Genomic DNA, 25,470 nt, shown 5'->3' with positions numbered 1-25,470 from the left:
CCATGACTTATATCGTGGTCAGTCCGCTCTCAAAGTTCGAAGCCCAAATCGAATTGCATCAGCCGAGCCATATGGTAACGCTTAGCAGCGGTGATGTGCCTTCAACATCTGGCACCACGAAACGTCTCAGCCTTATCTTCAATGATATTGTTGAACCACGCGATGGGCTGGTGATGCCGAAAAGCGTTCATATCGAACAGTTTCTGGAGTTTACGTCCACTTGGGATAGGGCCAGGCCGTTGCTGATCCACTGTTATGCAGGAGTATCGCGTTCGACGGCGGCGGCCTATATCGCAGCACTGTCTTTTGACGCACAGCTTAATGAAGCTCAGCTCGCAAGAACATTGCGTGAGCGTTCACCGTCTGCCACGCCCAATATGCGCCTGATAGAATTGGCCGACGAGATACTCGCTCGCAAGGGACGTATGGTCGAGGCTATTCGCGCCATCGGACGCGGCAAAGATGCCTTCGAGGGCAACGTGTTCAGCCTGCCTGTTGCAAACTAATTGTGCGCGCTATCGCATTCAAAAACCCGCCGCGTGCATCGGGTGGGGTTTGCGCACGAGGTTCCCACACATGGCGCAGGAAGAAAAAACCTGTCATTCGGAAAGCATCGTTGAGATCGTCGTAGCAGGAGGGACGTACCGATGTGCTGTTAACGAAGGCGGGCAATGGTAACATCTTGTCAGCCCAAGGCGCTCCTGCATCACCACAGACCGCACGTCCTGATTTGGGCGACACATAAATCAGATTTTCGCGAACGCCGGTGGCTGCACATTCCTTGAGATCAAGACCGAACCCCAGCTCTTCAAGCATCATCACTTCAAATCGCAGAAGCAACTCACCAGATGCAAGAGGATCATCGAAATGCTCGATGATAAGGCGCAGCGTTTCATAGAGCGCGCCTTGCGGGTCGCGTTCTGGCAGAAGCCGCAAATGCGCAGCCGCAAGCTGGATACCATAAAGAGCAACAGGCGTTTCAATAAGGCGCGCTGCCGCAAAGCCAAGTGGCTCAATTGTAAAACTGCCCAGATGCTCGTCCAACCGTGCCCACCATGCCAAATCGACATGATTGCCGGGCTGGAGCAGCGGCTGCATGCGGCGGGAGCGCCCGCCGCGCACCATACCCATATGACGGCCATGTTCACGCGTCATCACTTCGACAATGGCGCTCGTTTCGCCATGTCGCCGTGTGCCGAGAACTATGCCTTCATCGCGCCATTCCATAGAGGTGTTTTACCAGATTCCTTTTTGCGCATAATTCTATACCAAAACCGAACGATTCTCTGAATTATGCGCGGCTATCACGCCATTCCAAGGATAAATGTTTACCCGATTCCTGTTGGGTTACTTCGGGAAATCGAGGCCCATTTCACGATAGCGTTCAGGATCATTGCCCCAGTTTTCCCGGACTTTCACAAACAGGAAGAGATGCGCATTCTGTTCCAGAATTTCGCTGATCTCTTTACGTGCTGACTGTCCGATCGCTTTGATCGTTTCGCCTTTGTGTCCGAGAACGATCTTCTTCTGACTTTCGCGCTCGACATAGATCACTTGCTCGATACGCACCGAGCCGTCCTTACGCTCTTCCCAGCGTTCAGTTTCTACCGTCGAGGAATAAGGCAATTCTTCATGCAGGCGCAGATAAAGCTTTTCGCGGGTAATTTCCGCCGCAAGCTGGCGCATCGGCATGTCCGAAATCTGGTCTTCAGGATAATACCATGGGCCGTTCGGAACGGTCTCCGCCAGGAACTTTGCGAGGTCCTTGCAGCCCGAACCATTGAGCGCCGAGATCATGAAGGTGCGGTCAAAGGCGACCTTTTCATTTGCCTTCTGCGCAAGTTCAAGCAGCTTTGGCGGCTCAACACGGTCTACCTTATTCAAAACCAGCACTTTCTTCTGGCGCACGTTGACCATGCTTTCGAGAAGCGCTTCGGCGTTCTCGTTCAGGCTACCCTGCGCGTCGAGGATAACGAGGATGATATCTGCATCCTTCGCGCCCCCCCAGGCCGTTGTGACCATCGCGCGGTCCAACCTGCGCTTAGGCCGGAAAATACCGGGCGTATCGACGAGCACGATCTGTGCGTTGTTCTCGATGAAAATGCCGCGTACCAGTGCACGCGTTGTCTGCACCTTATGCGTGACGATGGAAACCTTCGTACCCACGAGCTGGTTGACCAGCGTGGATTTTCCGGCATTTGGCGCACCAATCAGCGCAACAAAGCCTGAACGGGTCTGTCCGGTTTCAGTTTCGCCGGCTGACGGCGTCGTCGGAGTGTTCATTGCTTATCCTTTTGAGAGCGGACTTGTTCTTGAAAGAACAGGCATCGCCCTATCTTTTGTTTTGCGCAATTCCCGGCGTAAACCGGTCCCCACTTTCGCTGGAATTGCTCTATGTAATCTTGGCAGCAGGAAACGGTCCTCGCCCAAACCGCTCTGCCGATGCGACGGCCCACCACTGTCGCTGTTGATCCGATTATAGCCGAATTTCACTTACTGCATAATTCCTTAAACTCGGATCAGTTTAGGGTAAAATTATGCGGCAAAATTAACTGTTAGAGCGACCTTTGTGCACCCGGCAGAGCACAAGGCGCTCTAAAAGAATGCTGATTCACGCGTCACGCAGAACTGTCCCGCTTCCAGACAGTTTCCCTGTAAAGCATTGCTTCTGCGGCAGCCTGCTCAGCAATGCGCTTGGAACGCCCCTCGCCTGTTTCGGGCGCAAATCCCTTCACAGCCACTTCAACTGTAAAAAGCGGATCATGATCAGGGCCACTGCGGCTTAAAATTGCGTAGACAGGATGCACATTGCCTTGCTGATGCGCCCATTCCTGTAGTTCTGTTTTTGCGTCGCGACGTGCGGCTCCGGTCTCAAGAGACCGCTTCTGCCAATAGCGTTTGATGAAACCGCGTGCTGCTTCCAGTCCGCTGTCCATATAAATGGTCGCAATCAATGCTTCGACGACATCGGCACGAACATTAAGCAGACGCTTGTCATTGAGGGATTTGATGTCGGAGCCGGTATGGATCAAATCGGCAAGACCAATCTCATCGGCAATTGCGGCGCAAGTTTCGGCATTGACCAGCGCATTAAGGCGAACTGACAATTCCCCTTCCGGCGCATCTGGAAAGGCTTCGAAAAGCATCTCAGCAACCACGAGACCAAGCACGCGGTCGCCAAGAAATTCCAACCGTTCATAATTGGCACGTGAAGGTGCCTGGACGCTCGAATGGGTGAGCGCACGTTCCAACCGTTTCAGATTGAGAAAACGGTGTCCCGTGCGCTCCTCCAAAATTGCTGCTGTTTTATTCTCGGAGACCATTTCAGTTTCCGGTTACGGCAGTATGCGGCTCACCACTCACCCAAGAAATGAGGCGGCTAAAGCGAACATCAGATGGCCATTTCCAGATTTCGAGCGGGCTCGACTTGTCTGCAATCGAGAAGAAAATAATGTTTGCACGACCGACCAGATTTTCAAAAGGCACATAACCAACGCCAAAACGGCTATCGAGCGAGTTGTCGCGATTGTCGCCCATCATAAAATAATGACCGGCAGGCACTTCGAATACGCGCGTATCGTCACCGATAGAATTTGGTGCCAGATCAAGCGTATCGTAAGTCACACCATTCGGCAGTGTCTCGCGGTAGACTTCAACTGGACGATTGACTTCGGTCACATCAGGATTGTCGATTGTGCCAACCCGCTCGCGCTTAACAGCCACATCATTGATGTAGAGAACGCCGCCACGCATCTGCACGCGATCACCTGGAAGACCGATCACACGCTTGATGTAATCGACATTGGTGTCGCTGGGCAGCTTGAACACTACGACGTCACCACGCTTGGGCTCAGTTCCCCAAATACGACCGGAGAAGAGGTCAAGACCGAACGGCAGTGAATAGCGCGAATAGCCATAGGCATATTTCGATACGAACAGATAGTCGCCTTCCAGTAGCGTTGGGCGCATGGAGCCGGACGGAATACTGAAAGGTTGGAAAAGCAGGCTGCGAATAATCAGTGCCAGCAGGAGAGCTTGCACGATAACGCTGACGGTTTCGCCAAGGCCGCCTGATTTTTTAGTTTCACTTTTGCTGGACACGCTCATTGTATCTCCGCTTGCCGATGTGCGATCTAATAACGGCTAAGGTTGCTCGAAGCAATCCAATCACCGCTACCTCGCACGATTATGAGCAGGAGTTTACCTGCCACAATCGCAATTGTTTGGCGCATGCCGCTATCGGAAAGGCGTTTTCGCTTTTCCGCAGCATGCATTATTCGGTTTCTGGCAGCGCTTCGATAATGACAAAAGCCTGCGCAAGAGGAAAATCATCGGTAATTGTCAGATGTATGGCAGCGCGTTTGCCTTTTGGCAGCATGCGTTTCAGTTGCTCAGCCGCGCCGCCGGTGAGCTGCATGGTCGGCTTGCCCGAAGGTGTATTGACAACCCCCATATCACGCCAGAAAACGCCATTCGAAAGACCAGTGCCAAGCGCCTTGGAACAAGCTTCTTTTGCGGCAAAACGCTTTGCATAGGATGCAGCGCGCTGTTTGCGGCCATCTGATTTTGCTTGTTCTAGCTCGGTAAAAACACGTTGGGTGAAACGATCACCGTGCTTCTCAAGGGTCTTTTCGATGCGGCGGATATCAATCAGATCACTACCAATGCCGATGATCATATTTTCTGCGGCCCCCGGACATGGTGCTTGTTGTGCTTTTCAGCAAGTCGTTCGAGCCTGCGACGACGGAAAGCAGTGACCGCAAAGCGCGTCACAAAATAGGCGACCACCGCAAAAACTGCGCCCAATATGGTCGAGCCGAACAACATCGGCTTGAGTAGAGGTGTCCAGACTTCTCCGAACTTCATCGTCTGAAGAGCATGTCCTAGATGCAAAGGCGGCGCGCTTTCAATATCGCCGCTGATGACAAAGCGGCCAAGCTCATAAGTGCTGCCCCAGATGAACGGGAGCGTCAGCGGATTGGCAAGCGTGGTTCCCAGCGCTGCTGCAGCAATATTACCGGCCAGAAAATAAGCCAGAACAATTGCTATAATCAGATGAAAGCCAAAAAACGGCGTAAAAGCCGAGAAAACGCCAACAGCCAGACCTGCAGCCACCGCATGTGGAGACGCAGTAATGCGTAGCACGCGCTTGCCGCCATATTTAAACGAGCGAGCGAATGAACGGCGCGGCCAGACCAGCAGCCTTAGGCGCTCTTTGCGGGTCGGCGGATTTCGACGTTGGAATAACATAAACTTCTCATACTGGTCTCTACGCACCGAGACAATTGTTATTATTGTTCAAGAGATGCAGCAGAGATCCTATCGCTGCGCTCAAACGGCGCTCCATCAAGACGCGGCAAATAGAACTTCGGTGGTACACCCAGCATACGGCGAAACATTGTCGTAAAGGCAGAAACACTGTCATAGCCCAGATCAAGCGCCACGCTTGTGACCGCTTCGCCTTCCGTAAGGCGCGGAACTGCTGCAAAAAGGCAGGCCTGCTGGCGCCACACTGACAAGCTCACGCCTGTTTCGCGCTGAAAGTGGCGAGTGAATGAGCGTCGGCTCATCGCCATACGATCCGCCCATTCATCAATTGTCGCGCGTGCTGACGGCTTTTTCACGAATTGACGACAGAGATTTTGCAGACGCGGATCGGCCGGGAAAGGCAGTCCGAGCGGCCTTTGTGGCAAGGTGTGCAAGTCTCTGAGGATCAACTCAATCACCAAAGCATCCCGACTGCCCGGCTCAGGGATGCTGTCGACCGACGTCGCATCGATGATGAGGCAACGCATCAGGTCCGTCATGCCAACCACGTGCAAATAGTCGGGCACACCCGAAATGGCGTCGAGCGCAATATAGATTGAGCGCATAAAGACATCGCCGACAATTTCGACGGAATGTTTTACACCAGCAGGAATCCACATGGCATGATCCCCAGGGATCAACCAGCGACCGGCATCCGTCGTGACCAGAACCACTCCTTGTGAAGCACACAAGAGCTGCGCTCGACTGTGGCTGTGACGCGGTACAAAATAGCCATCCGGATATTTCGTCGGCAGCGCGATCACCGGTCCGCTCAAGTGTTCCAGCATCTCAATGCGCTGTTCATGGAACTTTTGCAGGTCCTCACTGCCCGGCAACAAGAGCCCCGGTGGCGATTTCAGCTTCATCTGCTTTGGCCCACTCTCGAAAGTAATGGACCAAATCACGAAAGCAGGCGCGAAACAATATAATTATGAAGGGGTCAGGTTAGAAATATTCGAAAACATTCGAATTGGGTTCCCTGCCCAACCAACGCAAATTATGAGGAAATTTCCCTCACGGATTATCTTCGGAGTAGGACTATGAGCATGAGTGCTGCCGAGCAGCCTTCAAACACTGGCGCAAACAATACGGTTCTCGCCATTATTCTGGCCACGAGTATGGGCCACTTCCTGAACGACATGATGCAGTCGCTCCTTCCGGCCATCTATCCGATGCTCAAGGACAATTACAGCCTGTCGTTCTGGCAGATCGGCTTGCTCACCTTCACCTTTCAGGTCACGGCTTCAATTTTGCAGCCAATCGTCGGCATCTATACCGACCGTCGTCCTATGCCCTATTCATTGCCATTCGGTATGGGCTGCACGCTGATCGGTTTGATCCTACTTGCGTCCGCGCATCACTATTCGGTTCTGCTTCTCGGTGCAGCCTTCATTGGCTTCGGTTCATCTGTGTTCCATCCGGAAGCCGCTCGCGTTGCACGTCTCGCATCCGGTGGTCGTCATGGTTTCGCACAATCGATGTTCCAGGTGGGCGGCAATTTCGGCTCGTCCATCGGCCCGTTGCTTGCAGCTTTTATCGTTCTGCCCTTTGGACAAGCCAGCGTGTCGTGGTTCTCGATCGCAGCACTGATTGGCATGGCGCTGCTCTGGTATGTCGGAAACTGGTACAACCAGCACAATCTCGCCAATAAGAGCAAGCCGAAGCCTGACAAGACACTGCCATTGCCGCGCAACAAGGTTATTGCGTCGATCTCTGTGCTCGCCATGCTGATCTTTACCAAGTATGTCTACATGGCCAGCCTCACGAGCTACTACACCTTTTATACGATCAGCCATTTCGGCGTGACCGTTCAGGCATCGCAGTTGCTGCTGTTCCTGTTCCTCGGTGCGGTTGCAGCGGGCACAATCGTCGGTGGTCCTATCGGCGACAAGATCGGTACGCGCACCGTGATCTGGGTTTCAATCCTCGGCATCGTTCCGTTCACGCTGGCATTGCCTTATGCGAACCTCGAAGTAACAGCCGTTCTCACTGTTATTATCGGTTTCGTGCTGGCTTCCGCCTTCCCTGCAATCATTGTTTTCGCACAAGAGTTGCTGCCGGGACGTGTGGGAATGGTGTCAGGACTGTTCTTCGGCCTTGCATTCGGCATCGCCGGCATTGCGGCAGCGGCGCTGGGTGTGGTGGCAGACCGGACGAGCATCGAGTTTGTCTATCAGATATGCTCTTATCTTCCCCTTCTCGGATTGCTGACTATCTTCCTGCCGAAGATCGAGAAAGCTCGATAAGGACGCATCGATAGTTTAAAAAAGTGGAGCACCGTTCATCCCCCAACGAACGGTGCTCCTGATGCCACTGACCTTTTGACGGCCCGGTGCAGCGGCAGCTCTGAATAGAGTGAAATGCACCCTACTTCTTTGTTCTGGCGCACATTGCGATGCCTTTGCCGCAAAGTGCGCAATCTCTCACACGGCGAAGCTGAAGCCGTGCATGCTCTCTCTGCGAAACTCATCAAATGTCGCTGCTACCAAGCGGATCAGCGGCTTTCCATCTTCTGTTGCGCTGATGACGCCGTTGCGCACTTCCACCAGACCGTCAGCCACCAGTGGGCGCAACAAGGCCAGCTCGTCGGAGAACTCGACGCCCGGTGCGGCTATGTTCAGATCAACGCGGAAGTTGCACATAAGCGCAGTGATAATACCTGCACGAAGTCTGTCAGTGTCGCGCATTGTATAGCCACGCACAGTTGCAAGATCCCCCGCCACGACGCGCTTGCTGTATTGCCCGACATCGGAAATATTCTGCGTGTAACCAGCTGGATATTGCGAAATCGATGAGGGGCCAAACCCAATCAACGTATGACAACGATCCGTCGTGTATCCCTGAAAGTTGCGATGCAACGTGCCGTTTTCTGCTGCAATTGCCAGGGTATCGTCCGGTAATGCAAAGTGGTCTATTCCAACCGGCTGATATCCGAAGCCAAGAAAGCTTTCAGCAACAGCACTTGCCTGTGCGAACCGTTCGTCGGCATCGGGCAGAATGCTTTCATCAATCAGTCGCTGATTGGCACGACGCTGTGGCAGATGCGCATAACCAAAGCAGGCAATGCGATCAGGTGTCATCGCCGCAACGCGCTCGCAGGTTTCGCGAAGACTTTTCACCGTCTGAAGCGGCAGACCATAGATCAAATCGAAGTTCAGTCTATCAATGCCCACTTCACGCAGCAGCGTCGCGGCTCTTATTACCGTTTCAATAGGCTGAATACGGCCAATAGCCTTTTGCACATCGGGATCGACATCCTGCACGCCAAGGCTGGCGCGGTTTACGCCTATCAACGCCAAGGTCTTCACCAGAATAGGATTGACCGTACGCGGATCGAGCTCAATCGCATGTTCCATATCTGGATCGAAATCGAACGCCAGACTCAAAGCCGCCATAATGCGCTTGAACTGCGTGGTATGCAGAATAGAAGGAGTGCCCCCACCCCAATGTAGATGCACAACCTTTGGGCGAGCTGTCAGGCTTGTGTTTACTGTTTCAATCTCGCTTAACAGCGCGACAACGAAATTCTCGATGACATCTTCGCGGACCGCCATTTTGGAATGACAGCCGCAATAGTGGCAAATCTCTTTGCAGTACGGCACGTGGATGTAAAGCGAGACGCTTTCTTCCGGGCCGATCTGGCGCAACCAACTGCGGGTGCTGTCCGGCGTGACTGGCGCGAAATCTGCAGCGGTCGGGAATGATGTATAGCGCGGAACAGCAAGTGCTGCATAACGTCTTATCGTGGCTTCATGCATGATGATTCCGCCCCGCGCGTTTTGCGTTCTGGTGATAACCTGTCGCTACAACGCGTACTGGACGAGGACGCAAACGGGCATTCTGCGGGGCAAGTCGGCATGATGCGGCAAGGAAGCCCACATACTTGACAGCCGATATTGTAATTGCCAGCCACAATGACACCTGTTCACCTCGTTAAGACAGAGCAGCATTTGACTGTGCTGCGTCAATTTCCACGATCAGGTGTAGTGGCGGTTCAAGAAACCTTCATTGATTTAAATCAACGAAATGAAAACAAATAAATGGCGATCAGAGCGGCTTGGTTTACGACTTAAGTTTTGGAACCGCTCTATCTATTCTTTTGAAACATTCTCCAAGTGGAGAAATGCTCAGATGGCTTCAATATCCATTCCGGCAACGGCTGCAAGTGAGCGACGCGATAATATCTCGACGGTGTTTGCATCAAGCAACTGAATCAGGCCCTGTGTCTTTAGCTTGGTAAAGCTGCGGCTGACAGTTTCAATCGTCAGTCCGAGATAATCGGCAATATCCGTACGGTTCATCGCCAAATGAACGAGATTGGGCTTATCGCCTCGCTTTTCAGCACGCGCGGCCAAAACCAAAAGAAAGCTCGCGAGCTTTTCCACCGGAGCAAGACGCCCCAGCACAAGCTGGTTGTCGCGCGCAGTGCGCAGCGCTTCACGCGTCATCTGGTGAAGACGTTCCCTGAGCTTCGGAAAGCTAACCATCAATGCTTCCATTTCCTTGGAAGAAAAGGCGCAAAGGACCGAAGGGACAACAGCCTCCGCCGATTGCGAATAGACATCATCGTCAGCCAGACCGAGATAGTCGCCAGGAACCAGAAAACCGGCAATCTGGCGGCGCCCATCAGGCAGCGACGTATAGATGCGCAACATGCCCGAAGTCAGGCTGAAAACTCGGCGTTTCGGATCGCCCTCTTCCACCAGCATTTCGTTTGCATCAAGCTTCTTGGAAGTCATGATAGCTTCAAGCGCGCCAAGATCGCCGTCATCGAGTGCAGAGCAAACCGCCATACGACGTACATCGCAATCAACGCACACACCGCATGGAGCCCGATATGGAGATTTTGGATCAAAAATTAGAGGCGCAACAGCCACGACATATTCCTAAACAGGGGGATGGGCATGGGCTTGCCCTTCCCCCTAAATTAAGGGTGCAAAACAAATACCGCAAAGCGCAATTTCGCCGCAGGGTGGAAATCGCGTCTAGTAAAATCAATACAATAGTAGGAGCCGCTTAAATATTGCGACTACCTGGCTTAATCGCAGGGATTGCAGCCAATTCTGGCGGCAAATTGTCTGGCGAATAGGCTGGCACTTCATATTCGGCAAGAGCGATGAGCTTTGTGCCGACATCCGCCTTACCCGCTGAACGATCCACGATACAAGCGGCGGCTACGACTTCGATGCCAACGTCCTTCATGCAATCAATGGTTTCGCGAATCGAAAGCCCCGTGGTGACGATGTCTTCCACGATCACGACGCGCGATCCTTTCGGCACATCGAAACGACGTAAACGGAATACACCATTCTCGCGTTCCACCCAGACCGACGGCACCCCAAGGTGCCGCGAGGTTTCGTAGGACGGAATAAGCCCGCCGATTGCAGGTCCGACGACATAGTCGATCTGTCCGAGGCCAGCCGCCTTGATCTTCTCGGCTAATGCCTTGCAGAGCTTTTCGGTCTTGTCGGCATGCATGAAAACGCGTGCCTTCTGCAAGAAGATAGGGCTGCGCAGGCCAGAGGTTAAAATAAAATGGCCTTCAAGGATCGCTCCCGCTTCGCGGAAGACAGCAAGGACGTCTTCGGTTTTCATTGTGCCTTATCCGTTTACGCGCCTTGCGCCACTGACGCTCGCGCTTTCTTTCAATTGAGAAATAATACGATTGAGGTGTTTAAGGTCCCACACTTCAACGTCAATAATCATTTCAGTAAAGTCGGGCGCTGTCCGCACCATTGAGAGATTATGAATATTGGCGTCGTTCGACGCCACGATCTGCGCGATTTCAGCCAAAGACCCGGGCGAATTGATTGCAGACACACTGATCCGTGCCGGGAAGCGTTCATGCATCCCCTCATCAATGTCCCAGCGCACATCAATCCAGCGCTCCGGCTGATCATCATAAGCGGTCAGTGCGGGTGACTGAATCGGATAGATCGTGATCCCTGCTCCCGGCTGCATGATACCAACGATACGGTCGCCCGGCACAGCGCCTTCCGGTGCAAAACGCACAGGCAAGTCGGAATTGGTGCCACGGATCGGCAAGGCCTTGCGCTTTGGCCTTTCGCCATCAGCCACAGCTTCTTGCGCACCTTCAGAACCTTCCGGCACCTTGAAGATCATGCCAGCGGCGTTCTGGATATTAAACCAGCCCTTTTCACCGGTCTTGGTAGGGTTGTTCTGCGAGGTAACACGCGTATCCTGATAGTCAGGATAAACTGCTTTCACAACGTCGGTAGATGGCAGTTCACCGCGACCAACTGCGGCCAGAACATCTTCAACTTCCTTGCGAGCCAGACGCGGCAGACCAGGTTTGAGAATATCCTTGCTGAAAGGTTTTCCTGCACGCTCGAAAGCGCGCTCAAGAATACGCATACCGAGGCCGGAATACTGTTTGCGAACCGCCGAGCGCGTTGCGCGACGGATTGCGGCGCGCGCTTTGCCCGTTGCAACAAGCGACTCCCATGCGGCAGGTGGGACCTGCGCTTTGGAACGAATGATGTCGACTTCGTCGCCATTCTTGAGCTCTGTCATCAACGGCATAATACGGCCATTGACCTTGGCACCAACGCAGCTGTCGCCAATATCGGTATGAACCGCATAGGCGAAATCGATTGGCGTCGCCCCGCGCGGAAGCGCAATGAGACGACCTTTGGGTGTGAAACAGAATACCTGATCCTGAAACAATTCCAACTTGGTATGTTCGAGAAACTCTTCAGGGTTATCGCCCTCGGAAAGCTGCTCGATAGTCTGGCGCAGCCAAGCATAGGCATTGGTTTCGGTCGATATCTGATGCGGATTACTGGCACTGCCGCGATCCTTATAGATCGAATGGGCCGCCACACCGAATTCTGCAATTTCATCCATGACGCGCGTGCGGATCTGCAGTTCGATACGCTGGCGTGATGGGCCAATGATCGTTGTATGGATGGAACGATAGTCGTTCTGCTTAGGTGTCGAAATATAGTCTTTGAACCGACCTGGAACCATCGACCAGGTGGTATGGATCAGACCGAGTGCGCGATAGCAATCCTGTGTCGATTCAACCATGACGCGGAAGCCGAAAATATCGGACAGTTGTTCAAACGACAGGCCCTTGGTTTCCATTTTACGGAAAACCGACCAAGGCTTCTTCTGACGGCTCTTAACGCTCGCCTTGATACCGTTCTTTTGGAAAATCTCAGACAAGTCTTCTTCGATCTTCTGTAGAAGACCACGGTTCTTTTCAAGAAGCTCTGCAAGCCGATCCGTTACCGCACGCCATGCATCCGGGTTGATATAGCGGAATGCAAGTTCTTCGAGCTCTTCACGCGTGTCCTGCATACCCATGCGGCCAGCGAGTGGCGCATAGATATCCATGGTTTCTTCAGCAATGCGCAGACGCTTGTCTTCGCGCATCACGCCAAGAGTACGCATATTGTGCAGTCGATCTGCAAGCTTCACCAGAAGCACGCGCACGTCTTCGGAAATAGCCAACAACAGCTTGCGCAAGTTTTCCGCCTGCACTGCCTTCTTGGAAACCAGATCGAGCTTCTTGAGTTTGGTCAGACCTTCAACGAGCTTACCAATCTCCGGGCCAAACAGCTGATCGATTTCCTGACGGGTAGCTGTGGTGTCTTCAATCGTGTCATGCAGGAGAGCAATCGCAATCGTTGCCTCATCCAAATGCATATCTGTGAGAATTGCTGCAACTTCGAGCGGGTGGGAAAAATATGGATCACCGGACGCACGCTTCTGGCTGCCATGCTTCTGCATAGCGTAAACATACGCCTTGTTGAGAAGCGCCTCATTGACGTCAGGCTTGTATCGCTGAACACGCTCTACAAGCTCATATTGGCGCATCATTTACAGAAACTCCCTACCAGTCACGTACGCAGCGGTCATTTTGAACGGAAATCACTAAAAAATATAACAATTTGCGAGTTTCCGGACCTGTTTTCTGCCAACAGGCTTAATTTCAGTCACAAACGTCTCAGTGGCAAGCCAAAAGCTAATCTCAATTCCCAGCCTGCCATGCACATAAAAACGTGCGCCACAGCCTGGAAGCCGAAGCGCACGCAAAAAACCAAGGCCTGTTTGTATTCAAGTATTCAATGAGGCAAAACTCATTTCGACGTTTGCCTGAAATACTTGATCAGCAGAGCGACGATTAGAAGTCGTCGTTCTTTTCTGGAGCAACGAGGCCTTCAATACCAGCAAGCAGTTCTTCTTCCGACATACGGTCGAAGGAAACGACATCGTCTTCACCAGCTTCGGCAATCCCTTCAGCCAACGCATCGGAAGCATCGGTGATCTGGGCAGGAGCAGCAGCTTCCGGTTCGTCAACTTCAACGTGCTTCTGCAGCGAATGGATCAGGTCTTCCTTCAGATCATCCGGTGAAAGTGTCTCGTCAGCGATTTCACGCAGCGCGACAACTGGGTTCTTGTCGTTGTCGCGGTCGATCGTGATCTGGGCGCCCTGAGAAATCTGGCGGGCACGGTGACCGGCCAGCAGAACCAGTTCAAAACGGTTCTCGACCTTATCTACGCAGTCCTCAACGGTGACGCGGGCCATAGGCGGTCCCTTTCATTTCTTAAACTTTAACGGAATTTTTCTTGCACATAACGCTTGTGAGCCGAAATTACAAGCAAAAGCGCAAAACACCAACGACAAGGCTCAGAAATCTAGGCTAAGATACAACTGTTCATTAATCTGTCTGACAAATACACGATCTGGATCAAATTGGAACAATAGATTTTGATCGATTATCGATTGCTATATCGAAATATCGCGTAAAAGTAATTAAGATTGATCAAATAACAACCATCAGTTGCTTGTTTTTCTATAATATCTCCGTAGAACGCAATAAACGTCATTGGTAAAAATGAATACCCCCGCCGTTTAAGAAACAAATCTGAATACGCGGTCGCAGGCCCACTCCCTACCGGCCGCAGAGTGGATATATTGCACGATGTTCGATTCTCGTGAAAAAATTGCGCTATTTATTGACGGCGCCAATTTATACGCAGCTTCAAAAACACTCGGTTTCGATATTGATTACCGTAAACTTTTGAAGGCATTCCAGAAACGCGGCTATTTGCTGCGCGCCTATTATTATACGGCTCTGGTTGAGGATCAGGAATATTCATCGATCCGTCCACTCATCGATTGGCTCGATTACAACGGCTATAAGGTTGTCACGAAGGCAGCCAAGGAATTTACCGACTCGACAGGCCGCCGCAAGGTAAAAGGCAACATGGATATCGAACTTACCGTCGATGCCATGCAGCTCACCGACACCGTCGATCATTTCGTAATCTTCTCTGGCGATGGTGATTTCCGTTCGCTTGCCGAAGCATTGCAGCGCAAGGGTCGTAAGGTATCCGTCGTTTCCACTCTGACGACACAGCCTGCGATGATATCCGATGAATTGCGCCGTCAGGCCGATCATTTTATCGATCTGGTTTCGCTGAAAGCTGAAATTGGACGCGATCCTTCTGAACGCCCACAGCAACAGCAGCGCCGTCAGGACGAAGATCTTGACGAAGACTACTGATATGCGCAATCGTCAGGTTCGTGCAGCTTCATAATTTCGAACTTCATGAACCCTTTTGCATCATTTATAAAAAGAGCGCCTTTCAGCGCTCTTTTTCTTTGAACAGTATTTTCGCCTCAGCCACGATCGCGCAGAAGACGTGATTTCTCGCGATTCCAGTCGCGCTGCTTCTCAGTCTCACGTTTGTCGTGATTCTTCTTACCGCGCGCCACGCCGATTTCCAGCTTAGCTCTACCACGATCATTGAAGTATAACTTCAACGGAACGACGGTCATGCCTTCGCGTGAAAGCGAATTGAAAATCCGTGCCATTTCGCGACGGCTAATCAACAGCTTACGCAAACGGCGCGGCTCGTGATTAAAGCGATTGCCCTGCGTATACTCCGGAATATAGGAATTGATCAGCCAGAACTCACCGTTCTCAAAGCTCGCATAGCTTTCAGCAATGTTGGCCTGATTGGCGCGCAAGGACTTAACCTCGGTGCCGGTCAGAACCAGACCAGCTTCGAGCGTATCAGAAATCTCAAAATTGTAGCGCGCTTTACGGTTTTCAGCGACCATTTTGCGGGCGGGAGAGTTTTTCGGCTTATTCATAATGGCACCATATAATGCTCATTGCCGGAAATGAAAACGCTCTCGCATGAGCAAGAGCGTAAAAATCACTCAACCGGGCAAAATTAGCAGCCTTAGAGCGTATTTTCTGCTGATGGATCGCATAGAAACACGCTCTGAAAGCTCGTTTAAACACATTATCCAACATCCAACGCAAAACCGCTTCGCACTTTGGCTGGAAATACTCTAATTCGTGAGACCGGCGTGCTTCATGGCCTGATCGATCTTCTCAGCGGTTGCTGCTTCGATTACAACCATTGGCGAGCGAAGAACATTTTCAACGCGACCAAGGCGCGACAGAGCATATTTCGGACCCGAAGGATTGGGCTCGATGAAGAGCGCCTTGTGCAATGGCATCAGGCGATCCTGTAGTTCCAGTGCCTTGGCATAGTCACCAGCCTGGCAGGCATCCTGAAACTCTGCGCAAAGACGTGGCGCAATATTGGACGTCACTGAAATACAGCCGACGCCGCCATGTGCATTGAAGCCGAGAGCGGTCGCATCTTCGCCGGACAGCTGGATGAAGTCTTTGCCACACGTGCCGCGCTGTTCGGAAACACGCTCAATCTTGCCTGTCGCATCTTTCACACCGATGATGTTCTTGTGATCACGCACAAGCGTGCCCATGGTTTCCGGTGTCATATCAATGACGGAGCGGCCCGGAATGTTATAGATAATGAGCGGTATCGAGATCGAACGTGCGACCCGTGAAAAATGCTCATAGAGGCCGCGCTGGTTCGGCTTGTTATAATAGGGAGTGACGACAAGAACTGCATCTGCGCCCGCTTTTTCGGCATGCTGAGCAAGTTCGATTGCTTCGACAGTATTATTGGAACCTGCACCCGCAATCACCGGCACGCGACCTGCTGCTACTTCAATGCAGGCCTCAATGACGCGCTTATGCTCATCATGGGACAAGGTCGGCGTTTCGCCCGTTGTGCCAACGGGTACAAGACCTTTAGTGCCTTCTTCAATCTGCCAATTCACGAAGTCACGAAAAGCTTTCTCGTCGAACGCTCCTTCACTATCGAATGGCGTGACAAGTGCAGTAATCGAGCCTTTCAGCATCAGTGAACTCCTGAGAAATAAAGACAGAACCTGACAATACCACACTGGCTTTTAACCGCGCCAGAATAGCTGCAAGGCGTTGCACCATAGTCTCGCAGTGCAAATCCGGCAAGCGGGGGGCTAGCCCAAATCAGCTTCCAAATGACAGTTTTGCGAAAAATTCCTCTGCTTTTTTGTCAATCTACTCGACCTGATCGCATAGCATTTGCTCAAAGGTCATGGAGCTCTTAGGTAAATGATCGAAAAGAAAAACATAACCATTTATTAACCAATGCTTCACGCATCGGCATCATAGTCTTATACAGAACAAACACCCTATCGATCAGGCTTAGAAAAGCCAGATTTGAACAATATTTTACCCGCAATCAGGCACTCTATTCTCGTTAGATCATGTGTAAGAAAAATATAGATATGCCAATAAAGCAAAGAGCGCTCTTTTCGAGTGGATTGATTATTGCTGCTTCGCTTCTTGCGGGACAGATGGGGGCTGCCTATGCCCAGTCATCTTTGCCAACGGATGTTCCCACACCGCTGGTACGTCCGTTTGCGCCTACTGCCACACATGAATCTCCGATCAATCTGGTTACGCCAAAAGCACGTCCCGCCACCCCCGATCCGGTTATCACGTCTTCCTTCAATCGTGTTGAGAACCCGGCGACAATCAGTGGAACATTGAAAAGCGGCCTTGATGCGCTCTATTCACGCGATATTCCGGGCGTGATCGCCTATCGCAACGGCATGACAAAAGGCTCGCTTGACCGTCAGATATTGACCTGGTCGATAGCGACATCTGGAATGGATGGCGTGCCGAGTGCTGAAATTGCAATGGCTGCCTCGGAACTGCCGGGCTGGCCGGGTATGGGCGCATTGCGTCGCAATTCGGAACGTGCACTTTTCAAGGAAAATGCGCCTGCTGCAACTGTAATTGCCACTTTCGGCACTACACGCCCGCAGACAACTGAGGGCATGATCGCGCTTGCACGGGCATACTTGGCCACAGGAAACAACACAAAAGCACATCAGCTTCTCGCCCCATGGTGGGCGACCGAACGCCTGTCGGCTGATGACGAGACGCGAGTGCTGAAAGAATTTGCGAGCGTTCTCACACGCGATGACCATCAACGCCGCCTTCTGCGCTCCCTTTATAACGATCGCATGCAATCGGCTAAACTTCTGGCAGGCCCCGCGCAAGCGCAGTCACTCTATAATGCTTATGCAGCATTGGCACAGAAGTCACCGAACACAGCAAAGGCTATCGCCGACGTAGATCGCTCGTGGCACTCGAATCCTGCATACATGTTCTTGCAGATTCGTTTTCTGCGCCGTGCAGATCGTTTCAGCGAAGCAACAGACTTGATGCTGAAAGCTCCGAAAGACTCCGCGTCACTGGTTGATCCAGACGCGTGGTGGGTGGAGCGTCGCATCCTGTCGCGCGAGCTTCTCGATATTAACAAGCCACAGCTCGCCTATAGGCTAGCGGCGGCACATGCCGCAGAATCACCGACAATGGCTGCTGAAGCGGAATTCCATGCCGGTTGGTATGCATTGCGTGCATTAAAGCAACCGAAGCTTGCAGCACCGCATTTTGCCAAGATAGCCGAGATTTCCTCACGTCCAATTTCCGCTTCGCGCGCCTATTACTGGCTCGGGCGAGCAGCGGAGGCGGGTGCTGGTGGTGATGCGAACGGTTATTATCGCCGCTCTGCACATTTTGGCACCACATTTTATGGACAGCTCTCTGCAGCCAAGCTCAGTGAGAAAGCGCCCGAGCTCGCCTATCCAAGACCATCCGATGCCGAACGTGTGCGTTTCTCCGGCCGCCCCGCAGTGCAAGCCATCAAGCGTCTTGAACAGATCGGCTACGGAAACCGCGCAACCGCTCTTTATACGCAGCTATCGCAAGAACTCAGCAGCGTGGGAGAATTGGCGCTCCTCGCTGTGATGGCGGAGAAGAACGAGAATCATTATCTCGCTCTTCGCGTCGGCAAGACCGCCGCCTTCCGTGGACTGGACGTTGGTGCGCTATCACACCCGATCGGCGCCATTCCGGCACATGCAAATATCAGTGGTTCCGGCAAGGCGCTTGCTTATGCAATTGCTCGCCAGGAAAGCGAATTCAATGTTGGCGCGGTTTCAAAAGCTGGTGCACGCGGGCTGTTGCAGCTAATGCCAGCCACCGCGAAGAGCGTCGCAACCCGCAATGGAATGGCCTATTCTGCGCCCAAACTCACAACCGATGCGGCCTATAATGCGACGCTTGGCGCACATTTTCTTGGCGAACAGCTCGACCGATTCAATGGATCTTACGTACTAACCTTTGCCGGTTATAATGCCGGGCCCCGCCGAGCTGCCGATTGGGTGGAAAAATATGGCGATCCGCGTGGCAAACCAATCGAAGAAGTTGTCGACTGGATTGAGCGCATTCCATTTTCTGAAACGCGGAACTACGTTCAGCGCGTGATGGAGAATTATGAAGTTTATAAAGCACGCCTTACAGGCAGTGCCGATATACGCACTGACCTGATCTATGGCCGACGTTAGAGCGCCGAACTGATTCAACCGACCCAAACGCGCTAGAATTCAACTTTTCATGTGGAAGTAGCAGTAGGCTTATTCTAAGCCTGCGTTTTTTTGGTGCGAGTTGGAGCCTTCGATTTCGAAGCAGCTTTCTTTGGCTTTGCGTTCTTCTTGGGCACTGCGCGCTGTGTGGCCTCGGTAAGTTTGCTTGCTTGAACAGTCCAGTTTTCGCGAGCAACACGTCCGGAAAATCCAATATGGCGTTCAATCCAAGCAGATTCTTCCATATTCCACTGGGCTATCTGCGCATAATGAAATACGCCGAGCTTTTGCAGCATTCCTTCCACTGCCTTGCCAATACCGTGGATTGCAGTCAGATCGTCCGGCTTTCCGCGCAAAGGCGTATCAAGCAGCTCTGGACGATCAGGATCTTGGAATTCCGCGACCGGCTCTTCAACCAGAACCTCTTCTATAGATTCTGGATCGGATTCGAGCTCTTCTGTTTTTGCCTGTGGCATAGGTTCTTCGACCGCTTCCGCCACTACTTTGAACTTATCTTTCAAAGGCTCTTCCGCCACGACGGCTTTGGTCGACGCGACCGGCTCTGGATTTTCGTCGACCGCGGGCTTTGAAAGCGCTGCCGCGATAATGGTGTTTTCCTTATCGGTGTCCGCAGCTTTCTTGCCTCTGATAAGGCGTCCCAAAACGCAGCCAATTACAAAAGCAACTGCAATAAGAATCGCCAGTTGAATGATCAACATCGGCATGTAGGTTCCCTCATACTCTACGCACTTGCGTGCGGCCACGATGGCCACAGCGGCAAATCAAAAACCCCGCACCCATTGGCAAGTCCCCCCAGGGACCACCAGAAATCTGTCCGTTCTTGTTCACTTGGCAGCGGTAAGCCAACCCACTGCCACACCAATCATCGCCGAAAGCAAAAGAACTGGCCAAAACATCTCCGCAAGATAAAGCATATGGAATCCGCCTGCTATTCAATCCGAAGCACCTGTCAATATATACAGGAAAGGCAGCGAAGCGCCCGGTGTCAATTGGATAAAGAGAAGAAACGGGGGATGAGGCCGCTTATTGGCAAAATGATATCAAGGCTTTGTAATATTGGAGCTCGATAATTGCAGCCCATGGGGTAAAGGCGCATTCAGAACAGCATTCAACTCACTATACGTCGCATCGTTGAGTGCAGCCCCCTTGACCGAGAATGTCGCTTCTGAGATTTCGATTTCAGCCTCGGAAAATTTCTTGGCTAGATCGATCACGAAGTGCACACGATCCTCGAACTCGGGCTGAGCGCCGCGTGCGAGCGCCATTTCATCGTCAACCAATCGGCCTTGTCCTGCCGTTTCAGCTGCACTCATGATCGAATCACGCATCGCATTGTCGGGAATGAACCCGGAGAGAACGATGCCCTCCCCGCTTTTGGTTAGTTTAAAAACGTATGGAGTTGCTGCCTGAAGAATGGTTGTCAGATCGGAAAAATCGCCGACGCCATTGACCTGTTGTACAGACTTAACCGCGACCTTCCGCGATTCTGGGTCTGGAGCCATGCCTTTTAAGATCACATCACGGCCATCGACATCAAAGGTAGTCCAGGCATAAGGCGCGAGCGCCTGCCCCGTGCGTTCAGCTATATCGGCTTCGACCCGGCCTGCACCAAACCATAGCGCCAATGAAGTTAGCGCCGCAGTCCATGTCACACCTGGCCAAAACCACTTCAACATAAGTCCGCTTCTCCAACTAAATAGATCCGTCTTTATCGATGCCACCAGAGAAACCGTCATGTCTCAAAAAGCAAGACTTATGCTGAATTTTGAGTAATTCCCACAAAAGTGGAAGCCGACTTTGCGTAGGATTATGGGTGGAAACAACTGATTGTTCCAACGTTTCCATCTTAGCGGAATCGTTTTGAAAATCGCAGACAACAAAAAACCCGGCAGCCATGCTGCCGGGTTTCCTGTAACCAATCCGTAAGGATTAGAACGAACGCTGGAAGCGAACCATACCCTGCCAAGCGTCCTGACCGTCGAGGACAGAATTCTTGTCGTCCCACTTGGTGTAGGAAACTTCTGGAGTAATGGTGAAGCCTGGAACCAGTTCGTAAGCTACGTTTGCAGTAGCTGCGAAGGTCTTTGCGTCTTCGTAAGCGAGCTGAAGGTTAAAGGTAGCCTTGTCGGTTGCCTTGAACTTCGCGCCACCCCAAACAGCCCAATCGCCACCCCAGGTGCCGTAGAAGCTGTCGATTGCACGAACGCCCTTAAAGCGACCGTTTGCATCGGTGTAAGCATAATAGTAGCTGTCGTCGTTCGACTTGTAGCCGCCCTGTACCCAAACCGAGAACTGGTCAGTTACGTTTACGTCCAAACGAACCTTACCGGCCCATTCTTCGTTAACTGCGTCGTATGCACCAACAGCTGCGATCGAGCCCCAGCCCTGAGCGTACTTCAGGCCACCAACAACGTGTGGTGTGTAGTCATCGATAACGCCGTTGAAATCAACGTCTTTGTCGTTACCCTGTTCAAGAGCGATTACAGCCGAGAAGCCGTTGCCGCCAGTGAAAGTGTAGCTGATTGCGTTGGTGCGGTAACCGCCAGCAAGGATCACGTCATCGTTGATGACGTCGCCGAGGTAACCAGTGAAGGTTACGAAGTTCGACTCATCGAGACCGAGGCGCAGGCCGCCGAGCTGGATGTATGCGTAACGAAGATCGCCCGAAGAACCGTTGTTGCCATCGTTCCAGTCGTAACGAGTTTCAGCAAAGGTCTTGAGGGTACCGAGTTCGGTTTCCGAAGCAGTCGAGAAACGAAGCGTGAAACGTGCCTTCTGAGCGTAGGTATCACGGTTCTTGCCGCCGAAAGTAAGCGAGTTGCCGTCTGCATCGCGTGCAATCCGGTCACTACGAGCGTAAACGTCATCGCCACCAGCAACGTCGTAACGAACATAGCCCGATACGCGCAGGCAGGTTTCGGTGCCTGGGATGTAGAAGTAGCCAGCGCCGTAAGCATCGCAAACGCGGACATATTCAACTGCTTCTGGCTCTGGTGCGACGATTGCGTCGGCAGCCTGAGCGCCGGAAGCTGCAACCAGAGCTGCAGCGGAGCCGAGGAGAAGGCTCTTGATGTTCATTTCTGACCTCCAGTCAAAGTTAAAAATGGGTCTGGGCATTCTGATTTGGCTGAAGGACAACCTGTCCCCATCCCCTGATGAAAAAGTCGCCCCGAAGCGCTCCTTCTTCTGGATGTGAAGATACTCGCCAACTTTTTCGTTTCAACATCGAATATCACTCCCAACCTTTCTGGAGCCTCTATGAGGGACGGTTGTTGCAGAAATGACACGAAATTGCCCCCTTTGGAGGGTGGATTTTAGGTTTTGTTAATGTTTGTAAACGCCAATTAACGGGTCTTAATGATTGAAAACATGTATTTTTTGACTCTTACGCACAGATTGGCGCCCGAATCCTGCTGCTACTGAGCCAAATATGGCATCCGTCCCCACTTAATAAGCGCGATAAATCCTGCGACAGCTAAAAATCATCCGAATCTCTTTCTGGACACGGAGTGTGCCCGTTGTTTCAGATGAGGGCAAAAGCCCGTAATTCCGGCTTATTCACACGCGCCTATATATAAAAGGTGAAATTATGCTGGGAATTTTACGGTAAGCTGCGCAAATCGCTTGAAATGATGAAGCGTACCGGCTATCTCGCCTTTACCGGAGAGGTGGCCGAGTGGTCGAAGGCGCTCCCCTGCTAAGGGAGTAGACCTCATAAGGGTCTCGTGGGTTCGAATCCCATCCTCTCCGCCATCGCCAAACCGGCGACCTTTGACCCTCCAGGCAGTGTTTTTCCCTTAGAATAGCTTACCATTGTCCGCCTAACAGCGCATGAAACCTCCGTTTTGAGGCTTGGCCGATTCTTGTCATTTTCTGATTCAGAAACCTGAAATCAATCAAGGTATTGTATTTATTTCCCTTTTTTGATCGCGGTCGATTCTTGACTGGAGGTCAGAAATGAACATCAAGAGCCTTCTTCTCGGCTCCGCTGCAGCTCTCGTTGCAGCTACCGGCGCTCAGGCCGCAGACGCAATCGTCGCGCCAGAGCCAGAAGCCGTTGAATATGTCCGCGTTTGCGATGCTTACGGCGCTGGCTACTTCTACATCCCAGGCACCGAAACCTGCCTGCGCATCCATGGTTATGTTCGTTACGACGCAGCTGCTGGCCGTGATCCTTACTCAAGCGTTGATGCAAAGACCTGGAGCAAGAACACACGCTTTACGCTCCGCACGTCGACTGCTTCGGAAACCGAACTCGGCACCCTTAAGACCTACACTGAAAACCGCTTCAACTTCACGAACGGCGATCAGGGCAGCCACACACTGAACTTTGCTTACATTCAGCTCGGTGGTCTGCGTCTCGGCCTCGATGAATCGGCATTCCACACCTTCACCGGCTACCTCGGCGACATCATCAACGATGACGTGGTTGCTGCTGGCGTCTACCGCACTAACCTGATCAGCTATACCTTCACCGGTGGCAACGGCTTCTCGGCAGTTCTGTCGCTCGAACAGGGCGGCGACGGCTACCAGACAGACGGTGATTTTGATGGTGACGGCATTATCGAAACTGCACTATTCGATAACCGTATTGAAGACTACATGCCGCACGTTGTCGGTGGTCTTAAGTATGCACAGGGTTGGGGTTCGATCGCAGCTGTTGCTGCCTATGATTCCAATCTCGAAGAATGGGCTGGTAAGGTTCGTTTGGACGTAAATGTAACTGACCAGTTCTCGGTCTGGGTACAGGGCGGCTACTCTTCTTACGAAGCTCCGATCGGCATGTACGGCAACTGGGGCGGTGATTGGGCTGTATGGGGCGGCGCGAAGTTCAAGGCTACCGATAAGGCAACCTTCAACCTTCAGGGCGCTTACGAAGATTGGGGCAAGACTGCAATCGCAGCAAACGTTGCTTACGAGCTGGTTCCTGGTTTCACCATCACGCCAGAAATCAATTACACCCGTTGGGATAGCGACCACCCACTCCGTCAGGTTGGCGTTATCGAAAACAAAGATGCGTTCGGCGGCATCATCCGCTTCCAGCGTTCGTTCTAATCAGAACTACGCATAAGCATCGGACGCCAACGGGAAGCCGTTGGCGTCAGTCATTTGGGGAAGCGTTCACGAAAGCGTGAACATAGGTTCTTTCGAGATGGGGATCTCGGCAGAACTTGAATTGAGGGAGTTGCGGGGACGAACAAATGGGGGGCACCGGGTTCTAATTAAGGATCGAAACATGTCTCCACATAAAGTTAGCTCACTTATCTTGTACTCGATGAATTATTTCTTTATGCATGCTTCCCATAAAAAAGTGGGGGACTTGCTATGATCGTCGTTGGGGGCACGAGGATCGATGGAGGCGAAGGTTATTCGCCGGTTATCGATTACAACCTTGAATATACATCCGTAAAAAGCCTGAAGCACCGGCTCGTAGAGCAGTTTTCTTTGGCAGAATTAGCCGGAAAGTATATCAACATCCTTTGGGATGATGGCTCACACAAGTATAATGTGAAATCGTTCCTTGGTGAGATCGACGAAATTTTGAAAGGCATTCGCTTTTCGGGTTTCGATCAAGAAATGCTCGACTCCGTCATAGGTTCGCTTCGTGAGCGCGGCAACAGCAATGCAACCATCAATAGAAAGATGGCTGCGCTGAGCAAGCTGCTGCGAAAGGCGCACAAAATGGGGGACGTTTACAGTCTGCCGGAGTTTGTCCGACAGAAAGAGCGGGCGGGACGCATCCGTTTTCTCGAACATGAAGAAGAGAAGCGCTTATTTGCTGCTGTCAAATCGCGTTGCGAGGATAGCTACCGCCTGTCGGTTTTCCTTGTCGACAGCGGCTGCCGTCTTGGCGAAGCAATTGGCCTCACCTGGAATGATATTCAGGAGCATCGCGTTACATTCTGGCTGACCAAGTCAAACCGCAGTCGCACTGTTCCACTGACTAAACGCGCACGAAAATCTACTGAAATTGCGCATGAGCGGCTGAAGGGGCCCTTCTCCATGCTCAATCAGGTGCGGTTCCGCCAAATATGGAATGATGCGAAAATCGAGGTAGGACTTGGCACTGATGACCAAGTCGTTCCACATATTCTGCGCCATACATGCGCGTCGCGTCTCGTTCGCGGCGGCATAGATATACGGCGTGTGCAGATGTGGCTCGGTCACCAGACTCTGCAGATGACAATGCGTTACGCCCACCTTGCCACACATGATCTCGATTCCTGCGTCAAGGTTCTGGAGATTCGCTAAGGTAAATCTCCCAAAGAGAGGGTTTCGCGACATATGCGCGAAATCAAGTAACGATGCTATGTTAAGTTATGTGTATTCATGTGCCATCGATACATGAATAATGGACTATGTCGGTT

General features: G+C 52.1%; 24 protein-coding genes and 1 tRNA gene. 8 read left to right on the top strand and 17 right to left on the bottom strand.

Features of this window, described 5'->3' with window-relative positions; translation table 11 throughout:
• Nucleotides 1-2: 2 nt before the first annotated feature.
• Nucleotides 3-506: a tyrosine phosphatase family protein gene (locus tag CES85_RS12685; RefSeq protein WP_095446320.1), complete on the top strand. Its 504-nt coding sequence runs from the start codon at nucleotides 3-5 to the stop codon at nucleotides 504-506.
• Here CES85_RS12685 and recO read toward each other — a convergent pair.
• From recO to CES85_RS12650, 7 genes are all read right to left on the bottom strand, one after another.
• Nucleotides 484-1,227, bottom strand: coding sequence for a DNA repair protein RecO (gene recO, locus CES85_RS12680; protein ID WP_095446319.1), 744 nt, complete (start codon nucleotides 1,225-1,227; stop codon nucleotides 484-486). The genes CES85_RS12685 and recO overlap by 23 nt on opposite strands.
• A gap of 120 nt (nucleotides 1,228-1,347) precedes the next feature.
• Nucleotides 1,348-2,283, bottom strand: a complete 936-nt coding sequence (era, locus tag CES85_RS12675; RefSeq protein ID WP_095446318.1) for a GTPase Era — start codon at nucleotides 2,281-2,283, stop codon at nucleotides 1,348-1,350.
• A gap of 335 nt (nucleotides 2,284-2,618) precedes the next feature.
• The gene (gene rnc / locus CES85_RS12670; RefSeq protein WP_095446317.1) at nucleotides 2,619-3,323 is read right to left on the bottom strand and encodes a ribonuclease III; all 705 of its coding nucleotides are present in this window, start codon (nucleotides 3,321-3,323) and stop codon (nucleotides 2,619-2,621) included.
• Between the two features lies 1 nt (nucleotide 3,324).
• Nucleotides 3,325-4,107 carry a signal peptidase I gene (lepB, locus tag CES85_RS12665; protein ID WP_095446316.1) on the bottom strand — a complete coding sequence of 261 codons (783 nt, stop codon included), beginning with the start codon at nucleotides 4,105-4,107 and terminating at the stop codon, nucleotides 3,325-3,327.
• Between the two features lie 166 nt (nucleotides 4,108-4,273).
• Nucleotides 4,274-4,678, bottom strand: coding sequence for a holo-ACP synthase (gene acpS, locus CES85_RS12660; RefSeq protein WP_095446315.1), 405 nt, complete (start codon nucleotides 4,676-4,678; stop codon nucleotides 4,274-4,276).
• Entirely contained in the window at nucleotides 4,675-5,250 is a 576-nt protein-coding gene (gene bspA / locus CES85_RS12655; protein ID WP_095446314.1) for a type IV secretion system effector BspA, read from the bottom strand. Before bspA ends, acpS begins: the two co-directional genes overlap by 4 nt.
• Before the next feature lie 41 nt (nucleotides 5,251-5,291).
• Nucleotides 5,292-6,143 (bottom strand): AraC family transcriptional regulator, encoded by an 852-nt coding sequence (locus CES85_RS12650; protein WP_191793065.1) that lies wholly within the window; start codon nucleotides 6,141-6,143, stop codon nucleotides 5,292-5,294.
• 204 nt (nucleotides 6,144-6,347) lie between these two features.
• Between CES85_RS12650 and CES85_RS12645 the strand changes: the two genes are divergently transcribed.
• A complete protein-coding gene (locus CES85_RS12645; RefSeq protein WP_024897329.1) occupies nucleotides 6,348-7,553 on the top strand; it encodes an MFS transporter in 1,206 nt (401 codons plus the stop codon).
• A gap of 177 nt (nucleotides 7,554-7,730) precedes the next feature.
• Here the strand turns inward: CES85_RS12645 and hemN are convergent, their stop codons facing one another.
• Nucleotides 7,731-9,065: an oxygen-independent coproporphyrinogen III oxidase gene (gene hemN, locus CES85_RS12640; protein WP_095446312.1), complete on the bottom strand. Its 1,335-nt coding sequence runs from the start codon at nucleotides 9,063-9,065 to the stop codon at nucleotides 7,731-7,733.
• 369 nt (nucleotides 9,066-9,434) lie between these two features.
• A complete protein-coding gene (locus CES85_RS12635; RefSeq protein WP_244923281.1) occupies nucleotides 9,435-10,100 on the bottom strand; it encodes a helix-turn-helix domain-containing protein in 666 nt (221 codons plus the stop codon).
• Nucleotides 10,101-10,144: 44 nt separating this feature from the next.
• On the opposite strand from CES85_RS12635, the gene CES85_RS27425 reads away from it, so the two are divergent.
• Complete coding sequence (locus CES85_RS27425) at nucleotides 10,145-10,327, top strand: hypothetical protein (protein ID WP_167388287.1); 183 nt, start codon at nucleotides 10,145-10,147, stop codon at nucleotides 10,325-10,327.
• Here CES85_RS27425 and pyrE read toward each other — a convergent pair.
• From pyrE to rpoZ, 3 genes are all read right to left on the bottom strand, one after another.
• On the bottom strand, nucleotides 10,324-10,902 hold the full coding sequence (gene pyrE, locus CES85_RS12630; RefSeq protein WP_095446310.1) for an orotate phosphoribosyltransferase: 579 nt from the start codon (nucleotides 10,900-10,902) through the stop codon (nucleotides 10,324-10,326). The two genes, CES85_RS27425 and pyrE, sit on opposite strands and share 4 nt — an antisense overlap.
• A gap of 6 nt (nucleotides 10,903-10,908) precedes the next feature.
• Entirely contained in the window at nucleotides 10,909-13,152 is a 2,244-nt protein-coding gene (locus CES85_RS12625) for a RelA/SpoT family protein (RefSeq protein ID WP_095446309.1), read from the bottom strand.
• 304 nt (nucleotides 13,153-13,456) lie between these two features.
• A complete protein-coding gene (rpoZ, locus tag CES85_RS12620) occupies nucleotides 13,457-13,861 on the bottom strand; it encodes a DNA-directed RNA polymerase subunit omega (protein WP_024897324.1) in 405 nt (134 codons plus the stop codon).
• Between the two features lie 397 nt (nucleotides 13,862-14,258).
• Here rpoZ and CES85_RS12615 point away from each other — a divergent pair, with 397 nt between their 5' ends.
• Nucleotides 14,259-14,843, top strand: coding sequence for a LabA-like NYN domain-containing protein (locus CES85_RS12615; protein ID WP_094576525.1), 585 nt, complete (start codon nucleotides 14,259-14,261; stop codon nucleotides 14,841-14,843).
• Nucleotides 14,844-14,959: 116 nt separating this feature from the next.
• Here CES85_RS12615 and smpB read toward each other — a convergent pair whose 3' ends face one another.
• Nucleotides 14,960-15,436, bottom strand: coding sequence for an SsrA-binding protein SmpB (gene smpB, locus CES85_RS12610; RefSeq protein WP_095446308.1), 477 nt, complete (start codon nucleotides 15,434-15,436; stop codon nucleotides 14,960-14,962).
• A gap of 204 nt (nucleotides 15,437-15,640) precedes the next feature.
• Nucleotides 15,641-16,522, bottom strand: a complete 882-nt coding sequence (gene dapA / locus CES85_RS12605) for a 4-hydroxy-tetrahydrodipicolinate synthase (RefSeq protein ID WP_095446307.1) — start codon at nucleotides 16,520-16,522, stop codon at nucleotides 15,641-15,643.
• 480 nt (nucleotides 16,523-17,002) lie between these two features.
• On the opposite strand from dapA, the gene CES85_RS12600 reads away from it, so the two are divergent.
• Nucleotides 17,003-19,063: a lytic transglycosylase domain-containing protein gene (locus CES85_RS12600; RefSeq protein ID WP_244923301.1), complete on the top strand. Its 2,061-nt coding sequence runs from the start codon at nucleotides 17,003-17,005 to the stop codon at nucleotides 19,061-19,063.
• A gap of 74 nt (nucleotides 19,064-19,137) precedes the next feature.
• Here CES85_RS12600 and CES85_RS12595 read toward each other — a convergent pair whose 3' ends face one another.
• The 3 genes from CES85_RS12595 to CES85_RS12585 all read right to left on the bottom strand — a co-directional run bounded on the left by CES85_RS12595 (nucleotide 19,138) and on the right by CES85_RS12585 (nucleotide 22,180).
• The gene (locus CES85_RS12595) at nucleotides 19,138-19,806 is read right to left on the bottom strand and encodes a helix-hairpin-helix domain-containing protein (RefSeq protein ID WP_095446305.1); all 669 of its coding nucleotides are present in this window, start codon (nucleotides 19,804-19,806) and stop codon (nucleotides 19,138-19,140) included.
• 336 nt (nucleotides 19,807-20,142) lie between these two features.
• On the bottom strand, nucleotides 20,143-20,778 hold the full coding sequence (locus CES85_RS12590; protein ID WP_095446304.1) for a BON domain-containing protein: 636 nt from the start codon (nucleotides 20,776-20,778) through the stop codon (nucleotides 20,143-20,145).
• Between the two features lie 253 nt (nucleotides 20,779-21,031).
• On the bottom strand, nucleotides 21,032-22,180 hold the full coding sequence (locus CES85_RS12585; protein WP_095446303.1) for a porin: 1,149 nt from the start codon (nucleotides 22,178-22,180) through the stop codon (nucleotides 21,032-21,034).
• 584 nt (nucleotides 22,181-22,764) lie between these two features.
• Between CES85_RS12585 and CES85_RS12580 the strand changes: the two genes are divergently transcribed.
• From CES85_RS12580 to CES85_RS12570, 3 genes are all read left to right on the top strand, one after another.
• Nucleotides 22,765-22,855, top strand: a tRNA-Ser gene (locus CES85_RS12580).
• 204 nt (nucleotides 22,856-23,059) lie between these two features.
• On the top strand, nucleotides 23,060-24,157 hold the full coding sequence (locus tag CES85_RS12575; protein WP_095446302.1) for a porin: 1,098 nt from the start codon (nucleotides 23,060-23,062) through the stop codon (nucleotides 24,155-24,157).
• Nucleotides 24,158-24,427: 270 nt separating this feature from the next.
• Nucleotides 24,428-25,354 carry a tyrosine-type recombinase/integrase gene (locus CES85_RS12570; RefSeq protein ID WP_095446301.1) on the top strand — a complete coding sequence of 309 codons (927 nt, stop codon included), beginning with the start codon at nucleotides 24,428-24,430 and terminating at the stop codon, nucleotides 25,352-25,354.
• The last annotated feature ends 116 nt before the right edge of the window (nucleotides 25,355-25,470 follow it).

Source organism: Ochrobactrum quorumnocens (genome assembly GCF_002278035.1).
GTDB classification, from domain to species: domain Bacteria; phylum Pseudomonadota; class Alphaproteobacteria; order Rhizobiales; family Rhizobiaceae; genus Brucella; species Brucella quorumnocens.
Note: the sequence above shows the minus strand (reverse complement) of the source record. Positions and strands in the feature narration are given on the sequence as shown.